Annotated in this window: 21 protein-coding genes; 10 read left to right on the forward strand and 11 right to left on the reverse strand. The window is 72.9% G+C overall.

What is annotated here, in order from left to right:
• Nucleotides 1–3 precede the first annotated feature (3 nt).
• Nucleotides 4–237 carry a DUF397 domain-containing protein gene (locus OG521_10475; protein ID WUW21190.1) on the forward strand — a complete coding sequence of 78 codons (234 nt, stop codon included), beginning with the start codon at nt 4–6 and terminating at the stop codon, nt 235–237.
• Between the two features lie 77 nt (nt 238–314).
• Here the strand turns inward: OG521_10475 and OG521_10480 are convergent, their stop codons facing one another.
• From OG521_10480 to eccB, 4 genes are all read right to left on the reverse strand, one after another.
• A complete protein-coding gene (locus OG521_10480) occupies nt 315–620 on the reverse strand; it encodes a WXG100 family type VII secretion target (GenBank protein WUW21191.1) in 306 nt (101 codons plus the stop codon).
• 40 nt (nt 621–660) lie between these two features.
• Nucleotides 661–1,011: a hypothetical protein gene (locus OG521_10485; protein ID WUW21192.1), complete on the reverse strand. Its 351-nt coding sequence runs from the start codon at nt 1,009–1,011 to the stop codon at nt 661–663.
• 177 nt (nt 1,012–1,188) lie between these two features.
• Nucleotides 1,189–2,406, reverse strand: a complete 1,218-nt coding sequence (mycP, locus tag OG521_10490) for a type VII secretion-associated serine protease mycosin (GenBank protein WUW21193.1) — start codon at nt 2,404–2,406, stop codon at nt 1,189–1,191.
• 60 nt (nt 2,407–2,466) lie between these two features.
• Entirely contained in the window at nt 2,467–4,017 is a 1,551-nt protein-coding gene (eccB, locus tag OG521_10495) for a type VII secretion protein EccB (protein WUW21194.1), read from the reverse strand.
• A 220-nt stretch (nt 4,018–4,237) separates the two neighbouring features.
• Here eccB and eccE point away from each other — a divergent pair, with 220 nt between their 5' ends.
• The 8 genes from eccE (at nt 4,238) to OG521_10535 (ending at nt 15,878) form a co-directional block, all read left to right on the forward strand.
• Nucleotides 4,238–5,527 carry a type VII secretion protein EccE gene (gene eccE / locus OG521_10500; protein ID WUW21195.1) on the forward strand — a complete coding sequence of 430 codons (1,290 nt, stop codon included), beginning with the start codon at nt 4,238–4,240 and terminating at the stop codon, nt 5,525–5,527.
• Entirely contained in the window at nt 5,527–6,249 is a 723-nt protein-coding gene (locus OG521_10505) for a hypothetical protein (protein WUW21196.1), read from the forward strand. Before eccE ends, OG521_10505 begins: the two co-directional genes overlap by 1 nt.
• A gap of 312 nt (nt 6,250–6,561) precedes the next feature.
• Nucleotides 6,562–9,615, forward strand: coding sequence for an SCO5717 family growth-regulating ATPase (locus OG521_10510; protein WUW21197.1), 3,054 nt, complete (start codon nt 6,562–6,564; stop codon nt 9,613–9,615).
• A 197-nt stretch (nt 9,616–9,812) separates the two neighbouring features.
• Nucleotides 9,813–11,693, forward strand: a complete 1,881-nt coding sequence (locus tag OG521_10515; protein ID WUW21198.1) for an ABC transporter substrate-binding protein — start codon at nt 9,813–9,815, stop codon at nt 11,691–11,693.
• Between the two features lie 117 nt (nt 11,694–11,810).
• Nucleotides 11,811–12,896: an ABC transporter permease gene (locus OG521_10520; GenBank protein WUW21199.1), complete on the forward strand. Its 1,086-nt coding sequence runs from the start codon at nt 11,811–11,813 to the stop codon at nt 12,894–12,896.
• A gap of 11 nt (nt 12,897–12,907) precedes the next feature.
• Nucleotides 12,908–13,861 carry an ABC transporter permease gene (locus OG521_10525; GenBank protein ID WUW26636.1) on the forward strand — a complete coding sequence of 318 codons (954 nt, stop codon included), beginning with the start codon at nt 12,908–12,910 and terminating at the stop codon, nt 13,859–13,861.
• Nucleotides 13,858–14,886 (forward strand): ABC transporter ATP-binding protein, encoded by a 1,029-nt coding sequence (locus OG521_10530; protein WUW21200.1) that lies wholly within the window; start codon nt 13,858–13,860, stop codon nt 14,884–14,886. The genes OG521_10525 and OG521_10530 overlap by 4 nt, the downstream gene beginning before the upstream one ends.
• Complete coding sequence (locus OG521_10535; GenBank protein WUW21201.1) at nt 14,883–15,878, forward strand: ABC transporter ATP-binding protein; 996 nt, start codon at nt 14,883–14,885, stop codon at nt 15,876–15,878. Before OG521_10530 ends, OG521_10535 begins: the two co-directional genes overlap by 4 nt.
• Before the next feature lie 41 nt (nt 15,879–15,919).
• On the opposite strand, the gene OG521_10540 is transcribed toward OG521_10535, so the two are convergent.
• On the reverse strand, nt 15,920–17,032 hold the full coding sequence (locus OG521_10540) for an XdhC family protein (GenBank protein ID WUW21202.1): 1,113 nt from the start codon (nt 17,030–17,032) through the stop codon (nt 15,920–15,922).
• Nucleotides 17,033–17,113: 81 nt separating this feature from the next.
• Nucleotides 17,114–17,692 carry a MarR family transcriptional regulator gene (locus OG521_10545; GenBank protein ID WUW21203.1) on the reverse strand — a complete coding sequence of 193 codons (579 nt, stop codon included), beginning with the start codon at nt 17,690–17,692 and terminating at the stop codon, nt 17,114–17,116.
• Between the two features lie 226 nt (nt 17,693–17,918).
• Between OG521_10545 and OG521_10550 the strand changes: the two genes are divergently transcribed.
• Nucleotides 17,919–19,283, forward strand: a complete 1,365-nt coding sequence (locus tag OG521_10550; GenBank protein ID WUW21204.1) for an MFS transporter — start codon at nt 17,919–17,921, stop codon at nt 19,281–19,283.
• A gap of 88 nt (nt 19,284–19,371) precedes the next feature.
• Here OG521_10550 and OG521_10555 read toward each other — a convergent pair whose 3' ends face one another.
• The 5 genes from OG521_10555 to OG521_10575 form a co-directional block, all read right to left on the reverse strand.
• Nucleotides 19,372–20,325, reverse strand: a complete 954-nt coding sequence (locus tag OG521_10555; GenBank protein ID WUW21205.1) for a bifunctional riboflavin kinase/FAD synthetase — start codon at nt 20,323–20,325, stop codon at nt 19,372–19,374.
• Between the two features lie 43 nt (nt 20,326–20,368).
• The gene (locus OG521_10560) at nt 20,369–24,025 is read right to left on the reverse strand and encodes a serine protease (protein ID WUW21206.1); all 3,657 of its coding nucleotides are present in this window, start codon (nt 24,023–24,025) and stop codon (nt 20,369–20,371) included.
• A gap of 191 nt (nt 24,026–24,216) precedes the next feature.
• The gene (truB, locus tag OG521_10565) at nt 24,217–25,113 is read right to left on the reverse strand and encodes a tRNA pseudouridine(55) synthase TruB (protein ID WUW21207.1); all 897 of its coding nucleotides are present in this window, start codon (nt 25,111–25,113) and stop codon (nt 24,217–24,219) included.
• Entirely contained in the window at nt 25,110–25,559 is a 450-nt protein-coding gene (rbfA, locus tag OG521_10570; GenBank protein WUW21208.1) for a 30S ribosome-binding factor RbfA, read from the reverse strand. The genes truB and rbfA overlap by 4 nt, the downstream gene beginning before the upstream one ends.
• Before the next feature lie 78 nt (nt 25,560–25,637).
• Nucleotides 25,638–25,934 (reverse strand): DUF503 domain-containing protein, encoded by a 297-nt coding sequence (locus OG521_10575; protein ID WUW21209.1) that lies wholly within the window; start codon nt 25,932–25,934, stop codon nt 25,638–25,640.
• Nucleotides 25,935–25,958 lie beyond the last annotated feature (24 nt).

The raw sequence follows: 25,958 nt of genomic DNA on the forward strand, positions 1-25,958 counted from the left end.
ACGATGGGCACGCAGGCGGAGAAGGACGAGCTGTACGCACTCGACATCTCGGGGGTGGAATGGCTGAGTGCGCCGGGGACCGAGGAGGCCGAGGAGCGCGTCGAGATCGCGCATCTGCCGGGCGGCGCGGTGGCGATGAGGTCCTCGCTGGATCCGGAGACGGTGCTGCGGTACACGGAGGCCGAGTGGAACGCGTTCGTGCTGGGCGCCCGGGACGGCGAGTTCGACCTGACGTAGTGCCGGGGCGGCAGGAGTCGAGGGGCACGTTCGGGTGAACGTGCCCCTCGTGCCGTACGTACGCCGGGCGTCCGGGGTCAGTAGGCCTCGGTGAACAGGCGTGAGGACTTGAGGTCCGTGGCGCGGTAGTTGTCCTTGCCCGTCTCGACGAGCTTCGCGACCTGTTCCAGGCGGTCCTTCATGTGGCCGGCCCTGCCGCGGTACTTGTGCTGGAGCGTGACGTACTCGGCGTGGGCCTCACCGTCCCAGGTGTCGGTGACGACCTTGAGCGCGGCGTCCATCTCCTCCAGGTCCTGGCAGATGTTCCGCGACACCGCACGGATGCGGTTCGCCATCTCCTGGACGGTCTCGTACCTGACCTTGGTGTGCGGGTCGTGACCCATCGGGGTGCTCCTCTGGCTCGGCTGCGGGGATGCGGGCGGCTCAGACGCCGTTCAGTCCGGAGGTGTTGGCCGGTGCGGCCGGCTCCCTCACGGCGTTGAAGGCCGCGCGGACCTCCTCGTCGTTGGCGTTGCTGAGGTTCTTCGTGCTGCCGACCGCGTGGAGCAGCACCTGGAGGAGGCGGCGGATCGTGTCGTGGTCCTCGTTGATGACCAGCTGGGCGGAGGTGAAGCCCGAGGCGCCGACACCGGTCCACCCCGCCCCGGCCGTCGCCAGCAGGTCGGCGAGCTCCCTGGACTGTCTGGAGACCGCCTCGGCCGTGTTGATGATCTTGTTCTTGGCCTGGACGACCGGGTCGTCGGCGAGTGCGAAACCGCCCGCGGGGCTGGTCATGCGGAGGTCCTCCCTGGGGTCGTGAAGAAGGCACGGCCGGGGGCGGTCACGCCGGCTCCGGGGGCTCCCCGGACGGCTCCTGATCCCCCGTCACGCATCTGAAGTGCGCGTTCACCCTAGCCATTTCGCCGCCCCTCCCCGTCGCACCCGGCGCGCGTGGAACCGGCCGGGAGCGGGTCACCGGCCGCGCGCGACGCGGCGTCTGCGGAGGTCGCGCGCGACGGTCGCGACGCCGGCCACCACACCGACCAGCACGACGGCCGCGGCCAGTGCCGAGGTCGCGTAGCGCTTGGCGCGCTGCTGAGAGGTCTCACCCGTCGACAGGCGCGCGGGCTCCGGTGCGAGAGCGCCGGCCGGTGGTGTGTCGGGATGCGGAGCGTCCTGCGGGGCGTCGTCTCCCGAGAGCGCGCGGACCGGATCGACTACACCCCATCCGACGAAGGCGTCACGGCCGTTGACGGAGCGTTCCGCGGTCTGTTCGATACGGGCGATGACCTGCGGCGCCGTCCAGTGCGGGTACTTGGCGCGCATCAGGGCGGCGACCCCGGTGACGTAGGGCGCGGCGAAGCTGGTGCCGTTGTCGGTGCACTGGCCGTCGCCCGGCACGGTGGACACGATGTCGACCCCGGGTGCGGCGACCCCCACGAACTCCCCTGCCTGGGAGAAGGGGGCGCGTTCGTTGTTGCGGTCGGACGCGGCGACGGCGAGGACGCCGTCGAAGGCGGCGGGGTAGGTGCGGCGGAGCCTGCCGTCCATGCCGTCGTTGCCCGCGGCGGCGACCACCACGACGTCCTTGCCGACCGCCCGCGCCACCGCCCGGCCCAGCACGGAGTCGTCGGCCAGCGGCCGGGTGGTGTCCTGGGAGATGTTGATGACCCGGGCGCCCTCGGCGATCGCGTGGTCGATCGCGGCGGCCATCGTGGAGTCCTTGCCGTTGTGCCGCCCGTCGTTCTGGCGGACCGGGATGATCGTCGCCTCGGGGGCCAGTCCGACGAATCCGGTGCCGCCGCGGGGGCGGGCGGCGATGATGCCGGCGACCTTGGTGCCGTGGCCGACCGCGTCCACGGTGCCGTCGCTGCCGCCGCCGGTGTAGTCGATGCCCGCGGAGGCGTCCACGGCGGTGCTCAGTTGGGGGTTGGCGTCGTCCACCCCGGTGTCGATGACGGCGACGCGGACTCCCTTGCCGCGTGTGTCCTGCCACAGTTCGTCCAGCAGCACCCGCTGGAGCGGCCAGGGCCGGCCCTCGAACTGCTTCGTCATCGGGAAGGCGCACTCGCCGCCTCCGTCCAGGTGCGGACCGTCGGGCCCGGCAGCGGCGTACGCGGCCTGCGGCCCCGCGAGGGCGGCCAGCGCGGCGGCGGCCGCCGTCAGCAGAACCCTCGTCCGGTACGGCATCGTGCTCTCTCCCCCGCTTCTGTCCATTGGTGTCCCGCCGGTGCTTCGCTCCTGGCTCCGTCAGGAACCCTGCGGTCTGCGGGCGCTGTTGGTGTCGAGCCGGGGACCCTTGGCCAGGAACTCCGACCAGGCGAGGGGGACCAGGACGGGCCGCACCGTCCCGTAGCCGAGCCTGATCTGCGCCTGGCTCGGTTCGGGCCGCCCGTCCTGGCCGGCCGCCGCACCGCCGGCCCCGATCCCGGAGCGGGCGGTGTCGCTGTCGCCGTTCGCCTGAACCGCGTACCGCAGTCCGGTGTCGGTCACCAGGAAGAGTGATCCGTCCGGGCTCGTCTGTCCTTCGCGGACCTGGGTGTAGAGGAGCCCGCTGCCCGGGGTGACGTACGTGCTCGTGCCGCCGGCGCCGACGGGCGCGGGGTACGCCGGGCCCGCCCAGGTGCTCAGTGTGGCGCGGCCCGTGCCGTCCGTGCGGCGCAGCACGTTGCAGACGGTGTCGCGGCCCGAGCCGCCGGCGCCGGCGGTGTTGGCCCGGACGGCCTTGTGCGCGGGCCAGTGCGCCGCCTGCCCGGCGAAGGTCCCGGACTCGGGGACGAAGTCCTGGAGTCCGGCGGCACGCGCCTCTCCGGCCAGGTCGAGCGCGGCGGTCTGCGGGGAGTTGACCAGCAGCCAGGCGGTGAACTCGGAGACCTTCTCGACCCGGCCGTCGAGAACGACGTAATGAGCGGTGCCCTCACCGTTCCTGGTGCGCAGCACCGTGCCGACACGGTTCTCCCGGGCGGAGAGGTGTCCCGCGATGTGTGCGGGGGCGCCGACCTTGCCGGGGATGTGCGGGAAGGCGACCGGGCTGCCGTCGTGCAGGGTGGCCAGCCAGTCGTCGGTGACGGGCTGCGGCTGGGCGGCGCCGACCAGGGCGTCGGTCAGATGGCCGAGGTCGGCGGCGGTCTCGTCGATGCGGTACTTGGTGCCGCGGGCGTCGACGAGGTAGCGGGTCGCGTCCTGTCCCCTGACGTAGAGGATTTGGCCGCCGGTGAGCCGGCCGGGGCCCTCGGTCAGTTCCTTGTCGCGTTCGGCGAGGACGAAGGCGGCCTTCTGCACGGTGTCGCCCCTGCCGCCGGGCTGTACGCAGACGGCCCAGCGCTTGGCGGTGCCCGCGTCCTCCTTCTCGGGCAGCCGGTCGGGGGCGTAGGGGATGCCGAGGACCGGACCGCGCGCGGGCCTGCCCGCGTCGAGGATGTCGTCGTCGACCTGGACGACGCCGTAGTTCTGCGGGGTCAGCAGCAGCCTGGCCGAGGCGAGGTTCAGCACGGGGTGCAGGAGCGTCCTGGCGTCCGCGCCCCTGCCGGTGGTGAGCACCACGTAGCGGGTGGTCGACGTCTTGCCGACGATCACCTTGGTGCCGGGGGCGTCCCAGTCCTTGGGGGCGGCCGGTCTGAACATCCCGTAGGCGCCGAAGCCGGCGAGGATCAGGGCGCCGGCGACGAGTCCCGGAACGACGGCGCGCAGGGGACGCGGGGCGCCCTCGTCGGTGCCGGTGGGCGAGGGCCCCAGGAACGCCGCCACCATGCGCCGCTTCGCGAAGGTGTACGCGTTGAGTTCGTCGCGCCGCGATGCCATGAGTCCGCCCGTCCCCCGAGTCCGTCCGCACGGCACCGGGAACGACTGCGGCCGGCGTCCCGTACGGACCCCCGATGCCGGGCCGACCCCTACTATGCCTGTCGATTCAGGGGTGTTGCGGGCCGGGTAGGGTGATTCACCCCGCCGGAGACCTCGGCGGTACGGGCGTGGCACGGGTCGCAACGGGGGCCCGGGGCCGGATGAACGGGGGCGTGCCGCGATGACGGCTTCCGCGACACGGCCGGCTCCGGCCGGGGGCTCGCCGGCCCCCGCAGTCCGCCGGGCCGGCGGGCCGGGCCTGGCGCGGCTGAGCGGGCGGGCCGGGCCGTTCGGACCGTTCCGGCTGCACCAGCTCGTCCTGGTCGAGATCGCGGCGGCGCTGCTGCTCTGCGCCTGGGTGGCCGACCCCCTGCTGCTGGCCCCGGCCGCGGTGCCGGCCGGGCTGCTGGTGGTGCTCGCCGTCGTCCGCAGGCACCGCCGCTCCCTTCCCGCGCTGCTGTCCTCGGTCCTCGCGTTGCGGGCCCGTACCCGCGGGGCCGCGTCGAGGGTGCCGGCGGCGGGCACGGATCCGGGCATCGCGCCCGTGGCCGAGTGCGAACCGGCCCTGCGCACCTACGCGTTCGGGGACCGCGACCGGCGGCCGGTCGGCATGATCGGCGACGGTACGTATCTGACGGCCGTCATCCGGATCGACGCGGACGGGACTGCGCTGCGTCCGGACCGGTCCGCGCGTCCGCTGCCCCTGACCCTCGTGCGGGACGCGCTCGACGTCGACGGCATCCGGCTGGAGTCGGCGCAGATCGTCCAGCACACCCAGCCGGCGCCCGCGCCGCAGCTGCCGGAGGAATCGGTCGCGGCCCGCAACTACGCACCCCTGCAGGCCCGCACGGGTTCCCCCGCGGTCCGGATCACCTGGATCGCGCTGAAGCTGGCTCCGGAGCTCTGCCCGGAGGCCGTACGGGCACGCGGCGGCGGTCTCGCCGGTGCGCAGAAGTGCCTGGTGCGCGCGGCCGACCAGCTGGCCGGCCGGCTGACCGGTGGCGGGTTCACCGCGACGGTGCTGGCTGAGCAGGAGCTCGGCGCCGCCCTGGCCACGTCCGCCTGCGCGAGCCCGGCGGTCACGGCGCGGGCCGGCCGGGGCGGGACGCCCGCCCGTCGTACCCGGGAGACCTCGCGCGCCTGGTGGTGCGACGGCCGGCCGCACACCACGTACTGGGTGCGCCGCTGGCCGGAGTTCGGCGGCGGTGCCCCGATGCCGCGGCTCGTCGCGCTGCTCACCTCGGTCCCGGCCCTGGCCACGACCTTCAGCCTCACGCTGGGACACGGCGAACGGCAGGAGACCTCGGTCATCGGCCACCTCCGGGTCACCGGCCGCGACGACCGTGAACTCCTGGCCGCCAGGCACGAGTTGGAGCGGACGGCGCGCGGGGTGGGGACCTCGCTGGTCCGGCTCGACCGCGAACAGCTGCCCGGACTGCTCGCGACACTGCCGCTCGGAGGTGCCCGCTGATGTCCGTACCCGCACGCGCCCGCGGGCTGCTGGGGTTCGTACTGCCCCGTCCGCGCCTGCCCCGGCACACGGTCCGCCCCGACCAGCTGGCGTCGCTGGCCCTGCCGGTCGGCGACGACGGCGTGGTGATCGGCGTGGACGGCGAGGGCAGCCCGGCCGTGCTCGGCCTCAACCGGCCCACGCCGTACGACGTCACGCTGATCGGCGGCCTGTGGACGGCGCAGGTGCTCGCGCTGCGGGCGGCCGCGACGGGCGCGCGGATCGTGGTGGAGACGGGTCGGGCCGCCGCCTGGGCGGAGCTGGTGCGGGCGGCCGGCGGTGACGGCTGCGGCATCACGCTGCACGAGGTGGGACGGGTCCCGCCGCAGGGCCCCTGCGCAGGGTCCCCGGTCGTCGTGGTGCGTGACTGCGGCATAAGGCCACCGCGTGGGCGCGTGACCTCCGGCCCCTGGCAGTCGGTGGTGACGCTGCTTCCGTATCTGAGTCCGGCGGCGGCCGGGCTGATGGAGAAGTCGTCCCTGGCCGGCGTCCAGCGGGTGTCCCCCGACGAGGCCGCACAGATCGGCCGGCTGATGGGTCTCGACGCCGAGGAGACCAGGACCCTGTCCACCCTGACGGACGGGGTCACCCTCTGGTGCACCCGGCGGGACCGGCGGTTCGTGCGCACCCTGCCGACCGATGCGGAATCGGGACTGCTCGGCAGCGCACGCCGGATGGACTGACGGCGCAGGGGCAGCGTGTACGAATTGTTCAGATTCCCCTGCACGGATGTGCATGTTTGACCGCTTTGCGGGTCATCGCCTGTCGTACTCAGTCCACTTGAGGGCAGTACGTGACGTACGGGACAGCTGCCGCGGTGCTGTACGGCCTGCCGTAGCGGCCCCGATGACGATTAGGGTGGGTCCGGGCGCGGCAGAAGAACCTGCGGGCAGGCGATGCGCGTCCCAGGGGGAGAGCCGGGCGGTTCGCACGACGGAAGACGGTGGCCCCCACCCCCCACGGCACAAGGGTGCTCGACCACACCAGGAGGCAAAGTGAACGGCGATCGGGACGAGATGCGCGGGGGCTGGAACAAGCCCGTCGACGAGTCGTCCGACGCGGAGCCCGCAGAGATGACGGGTGAGTTCACCATCGACTACACCCCGCCCGCCTGGTACACGCAGAACGCGCCGGGCGACTCCTCGGGCGGCGCCGGGTCGTATCTGGCGCCTCCGCCGCCCAGCGGCGCCCCGGTGTCCGTGCCCGGGCTCCCGCCCGGGAGCGGGTTCGAGCCCGACTGGACTCCGGCGCCGCCGGCCTCCGCACACGGCACGGCCGAGTCCGGCGCCTCGCCGGACCCCTTCGGGAGCGGCGATGTGGAGAGCGGCGCGACGATGCGGTTCTCGTCCGCCGCACTGAAGCGGGAGATCGCGGAGCGCGAGGCCGCCGCCCGGGCGGAGAGCGACGACGCGGACGGCCCGGCTGCGGAGGCGGAGGCGGACGGCGCGGACGGAACGGATGACGGTACGGACACGGCCGACGGCGCCGGTTCACGTGCCGATGCGGCCGTGGACCCGGACGTGAACGCGGAGGCCGCGCACGACGGCTCCGGCGATGACGCCGCGGCCTCGGACGCCGCCGAGGATTCGTCCGACGCGACGCCGTCCGATGCGGTTCCGTCCGATGCGGTTCCGGCGGACGCGGTACCGGCAGACGTCGTTCCGGCCGACTTCGTTCCCGCGGAGGCGGAGGCCGAGGCCCCCGAGGCCGACGGCGACGAGCCTGCCGACGCCCCGCCCCTGGACGGCGTGACCGCCGACGCCTCCGGCCCCGACGCCTCCGGCGCCCCGCGGTCCGACGAGCCCAACGACGCCGTGCCCTCCGACTCCGTACCGTCCGACTCCGTGCCCCCGGCCGCCGTCGCGGACGCCGCCCCTCTCGACGTACCGTTCGACAACACGCCCCAGGACGCGTCGCCGGCCCCCTGGACGCCGGCCCCGGCGCCGGGCGGACTGCCGCCGCTGCCGCCCTCGTTCCAGCCCGCGACGCCGCAGCCCGCCGCGCCACAGCCGGCGTCCCACTGGCCCCCGGCCACTCCGGCCACTCCGGCCACTCCGGCCACTCCGGCCACTCCGGCCAACGAGGCGCCCGGCGGCTACGGCTTCCCGAAGGCGCCCGCGGCCCAGGCCCCGCAGGGCCAGCAGGCTCCCCCGGCGCCGCAGCAGCCCCAGCCGGGCGCTCCGGCACCGCAGCCCGGATACGGCTTCCCTCAGCAGCCGCATCCGCAGCAGGCCCTGCCCCCGGCCGGCGCCCCGGCCCAGCTCCCGCCGCCGGCCGCCCCGCAGGCACCGCAGCCGCCCCAGGCCTCGCAGGCGCCCCAGTGGCCCGGGCAGCAGCAGCCGAGCGCGGCGCTGCCCCCGGCGACACCTCAGACGCCTCAATCGCCTCAGATGCCTCAGGCAGCGCAGACACCCCAGGCTCCGCAGCTGCCCCAGGCACCTCAACACCCGCAGGCCCCTCAGCAGCCGCAGCCGCCGAGCGCGTACGGCTTCCCCCAAGGCACCCAGCCGCCCGTTCCGGCTCCCGCCCCGGCCACGCCGAATCTGCCCGCGCAGATCTCTCCGCAGCAGCATCTGCCACAGCAGGCGCAGCAGCCCCAGCAACTCCCGCCGCAGGGGCCGCCCGTCGATCCGCGTGCCGGGAGCGCCTGGCCTATGCCGGTCACCCATGACCAGCGCGAGCGTTCGATGCCGGGTGCCCCGATCGGCTACACGGCCGCCGTCGAGCTGTCCTCCGACCGGCTGGTCCGGGGCAAGCAGAAGACGAAGAGCAGCCGCAACCCGTCCGGTGCGTCCCGCTTCAAGCTGGGCGGCAAGAAGGAGGAGATCGAGCGGCAGCGCAAGCTGGAGCTGATCCGCACCCCGGTGCTCTCCTGCTACCGGATCGCGGTGATCAGCCTCAAGGGCGGCGTCGGCAAGACCACGACGACCACCGCGCTCGGCGCGACCCTGGCCACCGAGCGGCAGGACAAGATCCTCGCCATCGACGCCAACCCGGACGCCGGCACGCTGGGCCGCCGGGTCCGCCGGGAGACCGGCGCGACCATCCGCGACCTGGTGCACGCGATCCCGCACCTCAACTCGTACATGGACATCCGGCGGTTCACCTCGCAGGCGCCCTCCGGCCTGGAGATCATCGCCAACGACGTGGACCCGGCGGTCTCGACCACGTTCAACGACGAGGACTACCGCCGGGCGATCGAGGTGCTGGGCAAGCAGTACCCGATCATCCTCACGGACTCGGGCACGGGGCTGCTGTACAGCGCCATGCGCGGAGTGCTGGACCTCGCCGACCAGCTGATCATCATCTCCACCCCGTCGGTCGACGGTGCGTCAAGCGCCTCCACCACGCTGGACTGGCTGTCGGCGCACGGCTACGCGGACCTGGTCCAGCGGTCCCTCACGGTCATCTCCGGAGTTCGCGAGACCGGGAAGATGATCAAGGTCGATGACATCGTCCAGCACTTCGAGACGCGCTGCCGCGGCGTGGTCGTCGTCCCGTTCGACGAGCACCTGTCGGCCGGCGCCGAGGTCGACCTCGACATGATGCGCCCGAAGACCCGGGACGCGTACTTCCACCTCTCCGCCCTGGTCGCCGAGGACTTCGCGCGCGCCCAGCAGCAGCAGGGGCTGTGGACGTCGGACGGCAGCAGCCCGCCGCCGCAGTACGCCCCGCCGATGCCCGGTCAGCAGATGCCCGGTCAGCAGGTCCCGCAGCAGCAGCCGTACGCACCCCAGCAGCCCTACCCGCCCCAGCAGGGACAGCAGCCGGGCCAGCCGTACCCGCCCCAGCAGGGGCAGCCCTACGGCGGACAGCCGCAGCAGCCCTATCCCCCGCAGCCGGCACCGGGCGCCGGGCAGAACTGGCAGCAGTCGCTGCCCTCGCAGGCCCAGTCGGCGGCCGGTCAGGCCGGTCCGCCGCAGCCGCAGCAACAGGGCGGACAGCCAGGTCAGCCGGGGCAGCCCGCACACCCGGAACTCCAGGGTCCGGTTCCGCCCGCGGGGTGGCAGCAGCAGCCTCCGCAGCCGCCGCCAGCGCCTCAGCAGTAAGGCGTCAGAGGTCTGAACCAATGAGGGTCCACATCGCTTCCGCGATGGGGACCCTCATTGCATTCCCGCAGACCACACGCGGTTTCGGTGACCGTTGACGTGGCTCGACCACCGCTGATAAACCTTCGCTTCACCAGCTGGCGAACCACAGATCAACCCGCCTTCTCCGTGCGAGTCATGACGCGAGGTCCCTGACCATGGTCGAAAGAGTTCCACCGCCCTCCGCCCAGCCACGTTCACGTCTGCGTATCCTCCTGGCGTCCGGCGCCGCGGCCCTTGCGCTCGCAGCCGGGTCCGTCGTACCGGGCATGCCCCTCGGGGCCGCTCCCCAGCAGGCGCAGGCCGCCGACAGCGGCAACAAGACGCTGACCGTCGCGGTCGCGCAGAGCGTCGACTCACTGAGCCCGTTCCTCGCCCAGAAGCTGCTGAGCACGAGCGTCTCCCGGCTCATGTACGACTTCCTGACGAACTACGACCCGAAGGACAATCACGCCGTCCCGGGTCTCGCCACCAAGTGGGAGCCGTCGGCCGACAAGCTGACGTGGACGTACACCATTCGGTCCAACTCCAAGTGGTCGGACGGTCAGCAGGCCACCGCCGAGGACGCGGCCTGGACGTTCAACAAGATCATGACCGACGAGGGCGCCGCGCAGGCGAACGGCAGCTTCGTCACCAACTTCAAGAAGGTCACGGCCCCCAGCCCGACGAAGCTGGTCATCGAGCTCAAGGAACCGCAGGCCACGATGGCCGCGCTCGATGTCCCGATCGTCCCCAAGCACGTCTGGGAGAAGGTCAAGGACTTCTCGAAGTTCAACAACGACACCGACTTCCCGATCGTCGGCAACGGGCCCTTCGTCCTGAGCGACTACAAGGTCGACCAGTACGTGAAGCTCAAGGCCAACAAGGACTTCTGGCGCGGCAAGCCCAAGTTCGACGAGCTGGTCTTCAAGACGTACAAGGACCAGGACGCCGCCGTCGCCGCGCTCCGCAAGGGTGAGGTCTCCTTCGTCGCCGGCTCTCCGGCCCTGACGCCCGCCCAGGCCGCTTCGCTCAAGGGCGAGGCGAACATCAAGGTCAACGAGGGTCCGGGCCGCCGCTTCTTCGCGCTGGCCACCAACCCGGGTGCGCAGACCAAGGACGGCAAGAAGTTCGGCAACGGCAACAAGGCGCTGCTCGACCAGAAGGTCCGTCAGGCGCTGTTCCTGTCGATCGACCGCAAGACGATCATCGACAAGGTCTTCCAGGGCCACGCCGTCGAGGGCCAGGGGTACATCCCGCCGCGCTTCTCGGCGTACGAGTGGAAGCCGTCGGCGAGCCAGAGCCTGGCCTACGACCCGGCCAAGGCCGGCAAGCTCCTGGACCAGGCGGGCTACGCGCTCAAGGACGGCAAGCGCGTCGGCAAGGACGGCAAGGCGCTCGACCTGCGCATCCTGTGCCACGCGACGGACCCGAACGACAAGGCGATCGGCAAGTACCTCAAGGAGTGGTGGGGCAAGCTCGGCGTCGGGCTCAAGGTCGACTGCCTCGACGACGTCTCCGTCCCCTGGTACGCCGGTGAGTACGACCTCGCCTTCGACGGCTGGTCCGTCAACCCGGACCCGGACTTCGTCCTCGGCATCCACACCTGCGCCGCCCTGCCGACCAAGGCCAAGGCGAGCGCGGCCACGGACAACTTCATCTGCGACAAGACGTTCGACAGCCTCTACAAGAAGCAGCTCGCCGAGTACGACCCCGCCAAGCGGGCGGACATCGTCGGCCAGATGCAGTCCTGGCTGTACGACTCCGGGTACATGAACGTCATCGCGTACCCGAACGCGGTCGAGGCCTACCGCACCGACCAGATCAAGTCGATCACGACCATGCCCGAGGCGGCCGGCAACATCTACGGCCAGGACGGGTACTGGAGCTGGTGGTCGGCCGTTCCGGCCGGCAGCGACGACGCGAACGGTGACAGCAGCGGCTCCGGTTCGAGCTCCACGGGGCTCGTCATCGGCATCGTGGTCGCCGTGGTGGTCCTCGCCGGCGGCGGGTTCCTCATCTCCAGGCGCCGCCGCACCACAGCGGACGAGCGCGAGTAGTTCCGCGGACCGCGGGTAGTTCCCGCGGACGGGATGAGAGCGAACGGCGGCGGGGCCCGGGCAGCCGGGCCCCGCCGGCCGGTCCCTCTAAGTGCAGCACGAGTAACGAGAGTTCCCATGACAGCTGACAGCACTCCGGCGCTCGTGAAACAGGCGGATGCGGACACGGACGGTCCGGCTCCGGCCGCCGCTCCGGCCGCCCGCGGCCCACGGGCGCGCAACACCAAGGCCTATCTCAAGTACGTGGCCGCGAAGATCTTCGGCGCGGTGGTCTCGCTGTTCGCCGTGCTGGTCACGAGCTTCTTCCTCTTCCGGCTCATCCCCAGCGACCCGGTGAAGCAGATGACCGGCGGCCGGCGCGTCTCGGCCGAACAGCTCGAATCACTGCGCCACCAGTTCGGCCTCGACCAGCCGATGTGGCAGCAGTTCACCAGTTACGTGGGCGACGCCCTCACCGGCGACTTCGGCACCTCGTTCCAGTACCACGCCCCGGTCATGGACAAGATCATCGAGGCGCTCCCGGCGACGCTGCTGCTCACCGGCACGGCGTACGTCCTCTTCAGCGCGCTGGGCATCTGGCTCGGCACCCGTACCGCCTGGCGCAACGGGTCGAACAGCGACCGCTTCAACACCGCGCTGGCGCTCACGCTCTACTCGGTGCCGTCGTTCTGGCTCGGCCTGCTCCTGATCATCGTCTTCGCGGTGGGCGTCGGCCCGATCCCCGGCATGTTCCCGACGGGCGGTCTGTCGTCCACCGACGGTGCGACCGGCTTCGCGCACATCATGGACGTCGCCCACCACATGGTGCTCCCCGTGATCACCCTGGTCGCGGTCGGTTACGCGCAGACCCTCCTGGTGATGCGCTCATCGCTCCTCGACGAGATGGGCAGCGACTACCTGACGACGGCCCGCGCCAAGGGGCTGCGCGACGACGTGGTGCGCCGCAGACACGCCGTCCCCAACGCGATGCTGCCGACGTTCACGCTGATGTTCGTCAATCTGGGGCACGTGGTCGCCGGACAGATCCTGGTCGAGACGGTGTTCTCCTGGCCGGGACTCGGCGGGCTCTTCTACTCCGCGCTCAGTGTCCCCGACCTTCCCCTCGTCCAGGGGCTGTTCTTCGTCTTCGCCACCGCGGTGATCCTGGCGAACACCCTGGCCGATCTGCTGTATCCGCTGCTCGATCCCCGGGTGGGCCGATGACGACCGAATCCATGCCCGCGTCCACGCCGGACACCGAGGCGCCCGCGCCCGAAGATCCCGGCGCCGGCGCGGCCAAGAGTCCGCGCGCCCTGGCCCGGGCCCGCAAGCGCCGTTCCGTCGCCAGGTTCTGGCGGGAGTACCGCGGTCACCGCGGCGGTCTGTGGGGCCTGGCCGGGCTCGTCCTGATCGCGCTGATCGCGGTGTTCGCCCCCGCACTGACCGGGGCGGACGCGCAGAGCGTCACCGAGGCGCCGGGCGGTGCCCTGGAGTCACCGAGCGCCGAGTTCCCGCTCGGCACCGACCAGTTCGGGCGCAGTGTCCTCGCGCTGCTGGTGTGGGGAGCCCGGGTCTCGCTCACGGTGGGGCTGCTCGCGGCCTTCCTCTGCGTGGCCATCGGCACCGTCGTGGGGATCGTCGCGGGGCACTTCCGCGGCTGGTACTCGACGGTCCTGATGCGGGTCACCGACTGGTTCCTGGTGATGCCGACGCTGGTCCTGGCGATCGCGCTGGCCACCGTGATGGACCGCTCCCTGTGGACGGTCATCATCGCGATCGGCGTCACCACCTGGCCGACGACGGCCCGTCTGGTGCGGGCGCAGACCCTCGCTGTGGAGTCCCGTCCGTACATCGAGCGCGCCCGCGCGCTGGGCGGCGGGCACGGCCACATCATGCTCCGGCACGTGCTGCCGAACGTGATGCCGCTGGTGCTCGCGCAGACCACGCTGGTGATCTCCAGTGCGATCCTGACGGAGGCCACGCTGGCCTTCCTGGGCCTCGGCGACCCGACCATCACCTCCTGGGGCGGCATGCTCCAGGACGCGCGCGAAGCCGGTGCGGTGAGCGCGGGCGACTGGTGGTACCTGGCACCGCCCGGTATCGCCATCGCCCTGGTGGCCCTGGCGTTCACGCTGTGCGGCCGCGCCATCGAGTCCGTCCTCAATCCCAAGCTGGGGGTGGCCCGTTGAGCACGACGAACATCCGCAAGACGCCTCTTCTCGAGGTACGCGATCTGACGGTGACGTACGCCGGCGGGGCCCGGGCGGTCCGCGGCGTGAACCTGGAGGTCGACGCGGGCCGGAAGCTCGGCATCGCCGGGGAGTCGGGCTGCGGGAAGTCCACACTGGCGCTCGCGCTGCTGCGGCTGCTGCCCGCGGGCACGAAGGTCACCGGCGAGATCCTGCTGAACGGCGAGGACGTCCTCGCCATGAAGTGGGGCCAGGTCAGGGCCGTGCGCTGGGCGGGCGCCTCGATCGTCTTCCAGGGTGCGATGCACTCGCTGAACGCGGTGCACCGCATCGGGGACCAGATCGCCGAGCCGATCCTGCTGCACAAGAAGGTGAGCCAGGCCGCCGCGCGGAAGCGGGCCGGTGAGCTCCTGGAGCAGGTGGGACTGCCCGCCGCGCGGGCGGACGCCTATCCGCACGAGCTGTCCGGCGGGCAGCGGCAGCGCGTGATGATCGCGATGGCGCTCGCCTGCGATCCGGGCCTGATCATCGCCGACGAGCCGACGACGGCCCTGGATGTGATGATCCAGGCCCAGATCCTGCGGCTCATCGAGGAGCTGGTCTCCGAGAAGGATCTCGGTCTGATCATGATCAGCCATGACCTCGCGGTGCTCTCGGACACCTGTGACCGGCTCGCCGTGATGTACGCGGGACGGGTCGTGGAACAGGGTCCGGCGTCCGAGGTCTACGAGCGGGCGCACCACCCGTACAGCAAGGCGCTGTCCGGCGCCTTCCCGCGGATCGGCGACCCGGCCTCGCGGTTCGCGCCCCGGGGCCTGCCGGGCGATCCGCCGGACCCGTCGGCACTGCCGGCCGGCTGCACGTTCCATCCGCGCTGCACGGTGGCCCTGGACTCCTGCACCACGCAGGACCAGGTGCTGCGGGTGGCGGGCCCGGGGCGTGAGGCCGCGTGTGTGCTGGTGGGTACGGAAGGGGCACCCGCCCCGGTCCTGCCGGGTGCCGAGGAAGCAAGGAGCACATCATGACCACCACCACGGACCTGCTCAGCGCGCGGGAGCTCCAGGTCACGTTCCCCGGCAGGCACGGGGCCGACCCGGCGCGTGCCGTGGACGGGGTCGACCTCGACATCCGGCCGGGCGAGATCGTCGCGCTGGTCGGCGAGTCGGGGTGCGGCAAGACGACGCTGGCCCGCTCGCTGCTGGGCCTGGTCCCCCCGACGGGCGGCCAGGTCACCTTCGGCGGCAAGCCGCTCGACTACGGCAGCCGTGCGCTGAAGGCGTACCGCAAGCGGGTGCAGCTGGTGCTGCAGGACCCCTCCGGTTCGCTGAACCCTCGGCACACCGTGTACGACGCGGTGGCCGAGGGCCTGCGGATCCACCGGTACGGCGGTGACGAGCGGGAGGCGGTGACGAACGCCCTCTCCCGGGCGGGGCTGCGGCCTCCGGAGCGGTTCTTCCTGCGCTACCCGCACGAGCTCTCCGGCGGCCAGCGCCAGCGCGTCGTGATCGCGGGCGCGCTGGTCCTGGAGCCGGAACTCATCGTGGCGGACGAACCGGTGGCCTCGCTGGACGCCTCGGTGCGCGGCGAGATCCTGGCGCTGCTGCTGCGGCTGAGGGACGAACTGGGCCTGTCCGCGCTGGTGGTGACGCACGACCTCGGTCTCGCGTGGAACATCGCGGACCGGGTGGCGGTGATGTATCTCGGCCGGATCGTGGAGACGGGTGACGTCGAGCAGATCCTCACGGCTCCGCAGCATCCGTACACGCAGGCGCTGTTGTCGGTGCTGCCGGAGGCCGAGGGCGATCCGGTGGTGCTGACCGGTGAGCCGCCGGACCCGTCCAAGGTGCCGTCGGGCTGCCGCTTCCATGTGCGGTGCCAGGTCCTGGCGTCGGGCGAGGCGGAGCGGGCGGGTGTCGCGGACGCCTGCCGTACGAAGGATCTGCCGGTGCTCGCGGGCGGCGGCGAGACGCAGGTGGCGTGCCACTGGGCGAACGCGGCGGTGGCCGCACGGCCGTAGGGAGTACCGGGCGGGCGGGCCCGTGGGCAGGGGCCCGCCCGCTACCTCCGGGCGTCGTGGTGGTGGATCGCGCCGGACAGTTCGCCGAGCGGCCGGCCGCTGCCGCCCCACCGGTGCTGGATGATCTCCGCGGCGATCGAGACGGCCGTCTCCTCGGGTGTCCGGGCGCCGAGGTCGAGGCCGACGGGTGAGGCGAGCCGGGCCAGCTCGGCCTCGCTCACGCCCTCCTCCCGCAGCCGGGCCAGCCGGTCGAGGTGGGTGCGCCTGCTGCCCATCACCCCGATGTAGGCGGCCGGGGTGCGCAGCGCGGCGACCAGCAGCGGCACGTCGAACTTGGGGTCGTGCGTGAGCACGCACAGGACGGTCCGCGCGTCGACGTCCGTGGCCGAGAGATAGGTGTGCGGCCAGGCGCGGACGACCTCGTCGGCGGTGGGGAAGCGCTCGCGGGTCGCGAAGGCCGGACGGGCGTCGCAGACGGTGACCCGGTAGCCGAGGAAGGACCCGATGCGGGCGGTCGCCGCCGCGTGGTCGATGGCGCCGAAGACGATCATGCGGGGCGGTGGCGCGTACGTCTGGATGAAGACGGACACCTCCTGCATCCGGCGTTCGCCGTGCGTCCCGTACCACTGGCGGCCGGTCGCGCCCTGGGCGAGGAGGCCGCGGGCGTCGTCGGTGACGGCGGCGTCGAGCCCTTCGTCACCCAGCGTCCCCCCGGTGCCGTCCGGCCGGACCACCCGCCGCGCGCCGGCCCGTCCGGCGTCCGGGAGGAGGGTGGCCACGGCGACCGGTTCGCCGCGCGCGACGGTGTCGCCCACCTCCCGGAGCCAGTTCCGGTCGGCCGCGTCGGTGCAGGGGGTGACGAGGACGTCGATGGTGCCGCCGCAGGTCAGCCCGACACCGAACGCCTCGTCGTCGCTGATCCCGTACGAGTGCAGCTGCGGGGTGCCGGTGACGAGCACCTCGCCTGCCGCCTCGTAGACCGCGCCCTCGACGCAGCCCCCGGAGACGCTGCCGGCCACCGTCCCGTCGGCGGTCACGGCCATCATGGCGCCGGGTGCCCGGGGGGCGCTGCCGCGGACGGAGACGACGGTCGCCAGGGCGAAGGACGTGCCGGCGTCGTGCCAGGCCCGCAGTTCCGACAGCAGTTCACGCACGGTACGGACCTCCTCCGGCCCGGTCCGCCCGGCCCTGGTGCGGCCACCATAGACGGAGCCTGAGCGCTGGGATAACGAGTGCTAGGTGTGGTGCGGTGGTTCCCGCCGTATGGACGCCGCGAGGGCGGCCCGGTCGGGCGGGGTCTGTTCCGCCGTCTCCAGCGAGCGTTCGAGCTTGGCCAGCAGCAGGCCGAGCCGGTGCCGTTCGGCCGCGGACAGTTCGGCGAGCATCCGTTCCTCGTTGGCGAAGTGGGCGACGGCGACCACGTCGGCGATCTCGATGCCGCGTTCGGTGAGGCACGCGTAGACGATCCTGCGGTCCGCCCCGTCGCGCTCCCGGGTCACCAGGCCCGCCTTCTCCAGCCGGTCGAGCCGCAGCGTGATGCCGCCCGTGGTGACCAGGGCGATGTCCGCGAGCTGTCCCGCGGTCTGCCGGTAGGGCGGCCCCGACCTGCGCAGAGCCGCCAGCACGTCGAAGGCGGCCATGTTCAGGTCGAAGCATTCGAAGAGGTCGGACAGCAGTCCCTGGTAGCGCAGATAGCTGCGGTGGAGACGGCCTAGCACCTCCATGGGGGAGGCGTCGAGGCCGGGCAGTTCGCGCTTCCACTGCTCCAGGACGAGGTCGACCGCGTCGGGGCGGCCGGATGCTCTACGAGTCATGTGCGATGGGAGGACGGTGCGTTGCCGCGCCCCCGCGCCTCCTTCCGGGCACACCGTGCACGGCGCGCGGTGCGGTGTTCACGATACAACCGGTGCCGGGCGCGGGGCCCTCGATGCGGTTCGGCCCCGGTTCCACTTCGTTATTAAATTTAAGTGCTTAGTTATTGACCGCTAAGAGACTTCTTTCTAGGGTCACCGCAACTCCTCTGTTCGCGGAAGGATCCCCATGTCAATCGTGGCCAACGGCCCGGCCGTGAGCTCCGTCTCGGCCAGGCTCGAACGCCTGCCGAGCTCTCGCTGGCACATCAAGGTCCGCACCCTGATCGGCACCGTCACGTTCTTCGAGGCGTTCGACCAGCTGCTGACCGCATCCGCGCTGCCCGTCCTGACCGAACAGTGGAAGCTGAGCACCGGTCAGGGCACGATGATCGTCACCAGCGGCTCGGTCGGGATGCTGCTCGGCGCGCTCGTGGCGGGCTGGCTGGGCGACCGGATCGGCCGGGTGAACACCGTCGCCCTGGGCGTCGCCGTGACCGCGCTGGCCAGCCTCGCCGTCGCCCTCTCCCCCGGCCTCGCCCTGTTCACCCTCTTCCGGTTCGTCCAGGGTCTCGGCATCGGCGGTGTCGTGCCGGTCGCCGCCACGTACATCAACGAGATCGCCCGGGCGGACCACCGCGGCCGTTTCGTGCTGCTCTACGAACTCATCTTCCCGGCCGGTCTCGCCACGGCCACGCTCGTCGCGAGCTGGGTGGTGCCCAGCTTCGGCTGGCGGGTGATGTTCCTGATCGGCGCCCTGCCGGTCCTGCTCGTCGTCGTCCTGCGCCGCCAGGTCCCCGAGTCACCGCGCTGGCTGCTCTCCCGGGGCCGGGTCGCGGAGGCCGAAGAGGTCATCGCCAGGATCGAGAAGGACGTGGCGAAGTCGGTCGGCGCCGAGCTCCCCGACCCCGGTCCCGCGACCGCCGTCGAGACCTCGCGGGGCGGGCTGCGGGACCTGTTCACGGGCCGCTACCTGCGGCGCACGGCCGTGGTCTCGGCGCTGTGGTTCGTGGCGTACTACGTCAACCACGGCATCACGACCTGGCTGCCCTCGCTCTACACCAAGGAGTTCGGACTCGATCTGCGCACCGCGCTCAACTACGCGCTGCTGAGCAATGTGACGGGTCTGATCGGCTGTCTGCTGGTCGCGCTCGTCATCGACCGGGCGGGACGCCGGGTGTCCCTGACCGTCGGACTCGGCGGGGCGGCCGCCGCACTGTTCTCCCTGGCGGTCTCCGGCGCCACGTCCGGCGGCCAGGTCGCGGCGTGGGCCTCGGTCACCACGCTCTTCGTCTTCGCCACCAACGTGAGCCTCTACCTCTACACACCCGAGCTCTACCCGACCCGCAGCCGGGCCCGAGGGGCGTCGTTCGGCGGGGTGTGGAACCGGCTCGGCGTCATCCTCGGGCCGATCGTCGTCGGCGCGATCATCAGCTCGGGCGCCGGTCTGACCATGGTCTTCACCCAGCTGGGGTGCGTGGCCGCGGCGGGCGCGGTCATCGCGCTCTTCGCCGTGGAGACCAAGGGCAGGACGCTGGAGGAGCTCAACAGCTGAGGCACGTACGGCACAGCGCACGGATACGGCTCCGGCCGGGACCGCGTGACGGCGGTCCCGGCCGGAGCCGTCGGATTCAGGGAGCGGTTCAGCCCCGGTCGTACGCGGCGACCAGCTCGCTGGACCGCTTCACGTCCGCGGCCATCGCCACCAGCAGATCGTCGATCGAGTCGAACTTCAGCATGCCGCGTACGTACGCGAGGAAGTCGACGGCGACGTGCAGGCCGTACAGGTCGAGGCCGACGCGGTCGATCGCGTACGCCTCCACCGTCCGCTCCGTGCCGTCGAACTGCGGGTTGGTACCGACCGAGATCGCGGCGGGCATCGCCTCGCCGTTCACCTCCAGCCAGCCCGCGTACACGCCGTCGGCGGGGATCGCGGTGTGCGGCAGGGTCTCCACGTTCGCGGTGGGGAAGCCGAGTTCGCGGCCGCGCTGCGCCCCGCGGACGACGATGCCCTCGACGCGGTGCGGGCGGCCCAGGATCTCGGCGGCGCCGGCCATGTCCCCCTCGGCGACGAGGCGCCGGGTGAGCGTGGAGGAGAACGGCTCGCCGCCGCCCGCCTCGCCGCGCACCCGGAGGTCGATGACCTCGACGCGGTAGTCGTAGGTCTCGCCCAGCTCGGCGAGCAGCCGCACGTTCCCCGCGGCCTTGTGGCCGAAGCGGAAGTTGGGGCCCTCGATGACGAGCTGCGCGTGCAGCTTGTCGACGAGCACCTTCACGATGAAGTCGGCCGGAGCGAGCTTCGAGAACTCGGTGGTGAACGGCAGGATCAGCACCGCGTCCACACCGAGTTCGGCCATCAGCTCGGCACGGCGGTGGTGCGGGGCGAGCAGCGGCGGGTGGCTGCCGGGCCGGACGACCTCACTGGGGTGCGGATCGAACGTCACGACGACCGACGGCACCCCCAGCTCACGGGCCCGCTCGACGGCCCGGCCGATGATCAGCTGGTGTCCGCGGTGCACCCCGTCATAGGAGCCGATGGTGACGACGCTGCGTCCCCAGTCCTGGGGGATGTCCTCCAAGCCACGCCAGCGCTGCACTCTGACCGCTCCTCGCCCGAACCTGTGTACGTGGGTTTGTCTCTTACGCAGGTCTAAGACTGCCATGCTCACGCCCTGCGCCCTGCATCGGCATGGTCATCGGGGCCCCCAGGGCTTCCATGGTCCGCCGCGCGCTGGGGCCGACGACCGCCGCCCACTCCTGCGGGGCGTCGGCCAGCCAACCGATGACCAGCGCCCCGAATCCGGGCATGTCACGGGCGAGGGCGACGAGCCTGCGGTCGAAGAGGACGGCCCCCTCGGGGGTACGGACCAGCAGCATCCCGGTGCGGTGGACCAGCGCCCGGGTGCGGACGGGCGACCGCCCCGCGCAGCCGGCCGCGGCGGCCCGCAGCAGCGCGTCCAGCACCACCGGGTCCCGGTAGGCACGCCCCTGCTCGAACTCCAGCAGCACCTCCAGCAGGCTGTCCCGCAACGCTTGTGACGCGGGGCTGCCGGGCGAGGCCAGCACCCCGGCGAGCGCACCCCTGACCGGCGCGGCCGCCGGACGGTCCCGGAGCAGACCGGCCAGCAGGGGAGGCAGCAGCGCCCGGGCGGCGGGCCCGTGCTCCAGCCTGCGGTCGAGGTACGCGGCGGTGTGCGAGGTGTCCCCGGGGTGGCTGTCGACGTAGGCGCGTACGAGTCCCGCCGCGTGCAGCGCCAGCGCGGGAGCGTCGAGGCCGGCGAGCGCGCGGAGCGCCTCACCGGCGCCTTCCCCGGGCCGCGTCAGCCGGTCCCGGTACGCGGCCAGCACCGGCTCCGGGTGGGTGGGCAGGGCGACGGCGAGGGCGCCGGCCGAGATCTTCGGCCCGTCCGCGGCGAAGGCCCGGAGCGCCTGGGGCAGATAGCGGTCCCGGGTCTGCGGGTCGGCCACCAGCAGGGCGAGCACGGGCCCGTGCAGATCGGTGTCGGCGGGCCGGGCCAGCAGGGCGAGCGCGGCCCGGCGCAGCAGGACGCGGTCCAGGTCGCGGGTCAGCCTCGGGGCGAGGAGCCCGGCGTACGACACCGCCGCGATCCGCCGGATGCGGTGGTCGTCGTCGCGCGACCACCGTTCGACGGCCCGGCAGAGCGCCGCCGGTTCGTCCTCGGCCAGGGCTGCGAGCAGTTCGTCGGCACGGGGGTGGTCGCAGGAGACGAGCGCGTCGGTCAGATCGTCCACGGCGAGATCGCGGCGGGCGTGCAGGAGCGCCTGCGCGGCCGCCGCGACGGTGGGCCGCAGGGCCACACCCTCCGCGGCGGCGAGCGGCTGCTCGTCGGTGAACCAGGCGCACAGGAGCGGCTGGAGGGTACGCGGATGGGCGGCGAGCCGCCGGGCCACGGCGTCCAGGAAGCGGCCGCCGCCGTCACTGTCACCGCGCGGCGGTCCGTCGGCGGGGACCAGCCGCCGGAACAGATCCATCCGGTCGGACTCCGGCAGCCGCAGCCGGCGCCAGAACCACGGCCCGAACCCGGCGTACGCACCACGCGGCCCGGTCCCGCCGGCGTCGGCGGAGCTGCGGACGATACGCCCGGCGAGCAGCCGGAGCACCCCGAGGTGCGGCCGGGCGTCGGGCACCCGCAGCAGCGTCTCGGACAGCAGGTGCACGGCCCACCAGCGCGCGTCCGGGAACGGGGCGCCGCCGCCGTCCGCCGTCCCGCTCTCCGGGGCCGAGGACTCCGCCACGGCAACGGGCCCCGCCGCCGTCAGCCGGTCCAGCGCCTCGATCAGATCGGCCAGCCGGTGGGCCAGCGCGGCCGGGCCCTGGCGGCGGCCGAGCAGGAGGAGCGCCTGGATCACCGGGCCGATGCGGTGGCGCGGTACGGGCAGGGAGTGCGGCCGGGACGGGGCCTCCGGTCCGGGGCGGGCGTCCGGGCGGCGGGGGTACGGCACCCGCTCGGCGCCCTCCCCCGCCGCGGTGTCCGCGTGCCAGCGGTGCACCAGCGCCCGCAGCGCCGAGTCCAGGTCCAGATGCGCGCCCTGGACCCAGTCACCCAGCTCCTCGTGCGCGAACCGGTAGCCCGCGCCCGCCGGGACGAGCAGTCCCTCGGTCAGCACCGCGGACGCCCAGCCCGTCCGCCACGGGAAGATCGCCTCGAACGTGGCCCGGTCCAGCTCCCCCTGCCCGGGACCCAGGCACCGCCGGGCCGCTTCGTGGACCTGGCCCGCCACCTGCGCCGCCAGCCGCCGCACCGCCCTCCCGTCCGGTGCCGGACGCCATTGGGCGGCGATCCGGACCGCGATGCGCAGGCACATGAGGTCCAGGTGGGCGGCGAAGACCTCTTCGGTGTCGGGGCGGCCCGGGGTGTCCGGCGGCAGGGCCGCGCGGACCTCCGCGAGCAGCCGCAGGGTGAGCGGGTGCCGGTCGTGGCCCGCGGCGAGGGCGTCGGGCGGGAGCGCGTACCGCTCCCGGGCCCGCTCGGCCTGGGCCTCGGTGAGGTCCCCGATGCGGACCGCGGACGGGAGCCGCCTGGCGGGCCGGGCCGGGTGGTACAGCGCGCCGGGCGGGCAGAGTGCGCCCGCGGTCTCCCAGTGCTCGGGCCGGCAGGCGACGACGAGCCGCGCCCCGTGCTCCCGCAGCCATGCGACGGTGCCCGTCGTCCACCGGGCCAGGTGGTGCGCCAGGACGGGCGGCATCTCCTCGGGTCCGTCCAGCAGGACGAGCAGCGGGCTGCCGGCCTCGGCGGCCAGCCCGGCCACCCGCTCCGGGGTGGCCGACTCCATGTCCCCGACGGCTCCGGCGGCGGTGACGATGCGGCCGGCCTGCCCCAGCGTGCGGCCGATCGCGTCGGCGACGGAGGTGTCGTCGGCCAGCAGGTCGGCGCCGCGCAGCCACAGCGTGAGTGCGGGCACCGGTCCCCGGGCGCGCCGTGCGGCGAGGGCGGCGAGTTCGGTGGTGCGGCCGGTGCCGGGGGTTCCGACCAGGCCGAGGACGACCGCGGGTTCCGCCGCGCCCTCGGTGCGGCCGGCGGCGGCGAAGGCCTGGCACTCCGCGAGGACTTCGGGCCGTTCGACCGGATCGGGCCAGGCGGTGGGGCCGTCCGCGGAGCCGACCGACATGGCGGTGAGCTGGAGCGCCCCCGCCGCGTTCAGATCGAGTCCGTAGCCGGGCACGCCCCGGGCGTTGCGCCTCAGCAGTGCGCCCAGGGGTCCGTCCCGGTCCGCTCCGGCCAGCGGCACCGCGCATCCGGCGGCGGCGTGCCCGGCCCGCAGGGCGATGCCCAGCACGGCGATGACGGCGCCGCTCACCGGATCGAGGACGGGCCCGCCGACGGCCGCGCCGCCGAGCCGCAGCGCATCGCTGCCGTCCGTGCCGAGGGCCAGCTCCAGCGCGCCGTCGATCCGGTGGGTGCGGCCGCCGGAGGTGTACGTCACCGGGGTGGCGCCCAGGACGCGGGCCTCGCGCAGGCCGTGCGCGGCGACCGTGACATACGTACCGGGGTCGAGCCGCTCCCGCAGGGAGATCGGCAGCGGCTGCACACCGAGTGCGTCGGGTCCCCCGGTGGGCAGGAGGGCGAGGTCCAGCTCCGGCAGGGCGGTGATGTCCTGGGCCTCGACGCGGCAGCCGCGGCCGTCCGCGCCGTGCAGGAGGAGATGCGGAAGTCCGTCGACCGCCTCGTGGCTGGTCACGACGGTGCCCCGGTCGTCCGCGACGAAACCGGTCCCCCGTGGCCGGCCCGCCGGATCGCACAGTCGTACCAGCGTCGCCCGGTCCCCGCATCCCATGATCCGACGTTAGGGCGACGGTGATCGGTACGCGTAGCGCTCGGGGTAAAAGCGCCCCATTTGCTCCCCTGATTCACTCCGAGCGCCTGCCCGTTGGGGTGAATCAGGGGTGTTCACCGGACAGACTCCGACGGGGGGTCGTGGAGCGGGCCCGAGGGGGTCCGGCCCGCTCCACGAGGGTTCCCCGAAGCTCAGGCGAAGACGGCGAGGCTCTTGGCCTTGCCCTTCTGCTCCTCGACGAGGACCAGGAACCGCCCGTCGGGCCCGAAGACCGCGACCGGCCCCGGCGGGTACGCCGGCATGTCGAGGCGTACGCCGTTCAGCAGCAGCTTGGCCCGCTTGTCGTCGACGTCCCAGCGGGGGAACGCCGAGGCGGCGGCGTCGGCCACCGGCATCACGGTCAGCTCCTCCTGGTGCTGGTCGAGCGTCCGCGCGGCATCGAGCCCGTACGGACCGACCCGGGTCCGCCGCAGGGCCGTCAGATGCCCGCCCACGCCGAGTCCCGCGCCGAGGTCACGGGCGATGGCCCGGATGTACGTACCGGAGGAGCAGACCACCGAGACGACGAGGTCGACGACCGGGGTGCCGTCCTCGGCGACGGCCTCGCGGACGTCGTAGACGCGGAAGGACGAGATGGTCACCGGCCGGGCCGGGATCTCGAACTCCTCGCCGCCGCGCACCCGCGCGTAGGACCGCTTGCCGTCGATCTTGATGGCGCTGACCTTGGACGGCACCTGCATGATCGGGCCGGTCAGTGCGGCGACGCCCGCGTCGATGCCCTCGCGGGTCACTCCGGAGGCGTCGGTGGACGAGGTGATCTCGCCCTCCGCGTCGTCCGTGACGGTGTCCTGGCCCAGCCGGATCGTACCGAGGTACTCCTTCTCGGTCAGTGCGAGATGACCGAGCAGCTTGGTGGCCTTCTCGACGCCGAGCACGAGCACGCCGGTCGCCATCGGGTCCAGCGTGCCGGCGTGGCCGACGCGGCGGGTCCTGGCGATACCGCGCATCTTGGCGACGACGTCGTGCGACGTGAAGCCGGACGGCTTGTCGACGATGACAAGGCCGTCCGGCGTTTTGTTCTGCGTCATGCGGAAGGTGAGTCCTCGTCCTCGTCCTCCGGCTTGCGGTACGGGTCCGCGTCGCCCGCGTACGCGGCGCCCGAGGACGCCTCGCGCACCTTGGCGTCGGAGGCCCGTGCCCGGTCGAGGAGGTCCTCGATCGCCTTGGCGTTCTCGGGCAGCGCGTCCGCCACGAAGGCGAGGGTCGGGGTGAACTTCGTCCCCGCCGCGGAGCCGACCGCCGAGCGCAGGATGCCCTTGGCGCTCTCCAGCCCGGCCGCCGCGCTCGCCCGCTCCTCGTCGTCGCCGTAGACCGTGTAGAAGACCGTGGCCTCCCGCAGGTCGCCGGTGACGCGGGTGTCCGTGATGGTCACGTGCGTACCCAGGCGCGGGTCCTTGATCCCACGCTGCAGTTTCTCGGCGACCACCTCCTGGATGAGGTCCGCCAGCTTCTTAGCCCGCGCGTTGTCGGCCACTGGTCCGTCTCCTTCTCGCTCTGAACGGCCGGCAATCGGGGGCGGCGTCGCCCGCCCACCGGTTCCGGCCGGTCCTGCTCAATCGTCTTCGTCGCTGTGCAGCCGCCGCCGTACGGACAGCAGCTCCACTTCCGGCCGGCCGGCGACCAACCGCTCGCACCGGTCGAGTACGTCTGTGAGGTGCCCGGTTTCCCCGGAGACCACGGCGAGGCCGATCTCGGCCCTGCGATGGAGGTCCTGCCCGCCCGTCTCCGCCACGCTCACCGCGTACTTGCGCTGGAGCTCGGCAACGATCGGACGGACTATGGAGCGCTTCTCCTTCAGCGACCGTACGTCGCCGAGAAGCAGATCGAAGGACAGTGTCCCCACATACATGTGTGTCCGGATGTCCCGCCGGTT

It is taken from the genome of Streptomyces sp. NBC_01463 (assembly GCA_036227345.1).
GTDB lineage: Bacteria > Actinomycetota > Actinomycetes > Streptomycetales > Streptomycetaceae > Streptomyces.

Coding starts and splice junctions, on each gene's coding strand:
- OG521_10545 (WUW21203.1), bottom strand. CDS start 17,692: ATGACTCGTAGAGCATCCGGCCGCCCCGACGCGGTCGACCTCGTCCTG.
- OG521_10535 (WUW21201.1), top strand. CDS start 14,883: ATGACCACCACCACGGACCTGCTCAGCGCGCGGGAGCTCCAGGTCACG.
- OG521_10560 (WUW21206.1), bottom strand. CDS start 24,025: ATGGGATGCGGGGACCGGGCGACGCTGGTACGACTGTGCGATCCGGCG.
- OG521_10485 (WUW21192.1), bottom strand. CDS start 1,011: ATGACCAGCCCCGCGGGCGGTTTCGCACTCGCCGACGACCCGGTCGTC.
- OG521_10575 (WUW21209.1), bottom strand. CDS start 25,934: ATGTATGTGGGGACACTGTCCTTCGATCTGCTTCTCGGCGACGTACGG.
- OG521_10480 (WUW21191.1), bottom strand. CDS start 620: ATGGGTCACGACCCGCACACCAAGGTCAGGTACGAGACCGTCCAGGAG.
- eccB (WUW21194.1), bottom strand. CDS start 4,017: ATGGCATCGCGGCGCGACGAACTCAACGCGTACACCTTCGCGAAGCGG.
- mycP (WUW21193.1), bottom strand. CDS start 2,406: ATGCCGTACCGGACGAGGGTTCTGCTGACGGCGGCCGCCGCCGCGCTG.
- OG521_10520 (WUW21199.1), top strand. CDS start 11,811: ATGACAGCTGACAGCACTCCGGCGCTCGTGAAACAGGCGGATGCGGAC.
- OG521_10525 (WUW26636.1), top strand. CDS start 12,908: ATGCCCGCGTCCACGCCGGACACCGAGGCGCCCGCGCCCGAAGATCCC.
- OG521_10475 (WUW21190.1), top strand. CDS start 4: ATGGGCACGCAGGCGGAGAAGGACGAGCTGTACGCACTCGACATCTCG.
- truB (WUW21207.1), bottom strand. CDS start 25,113: ATGACGCAGAACAAAACGCCGGACGGCCTTGTCATCGTCGACAAGCCG.
- OG521_10550 (WUW21204.1), top strand. CDS start 17,919: ATGTCAATCGTGGCCAACGGCCCGGCCGTGAGCTCCGTCTCGGCCAGG.
- OG521_10515 (WUW21198.1), top strand. CDS start 9,813: ATGGTCGAAAGAGTTCCACCGCCCTCCGCCCAGCCACGTTCACGTCTG.
- eccE (WUW21195.1), top strand. CDS start 4,238: ATGACGGCTTCCGCGACACGGCCGGCTCCGGCCGGGGGCTCGCCGGCC.
- OG521_10505 (WUW21196.1), top strand. CDS start 5,527: ATGTCCGTACCCGCACGCGCCCGCGGGCTGCTGGGGTTCGTACTGCCC.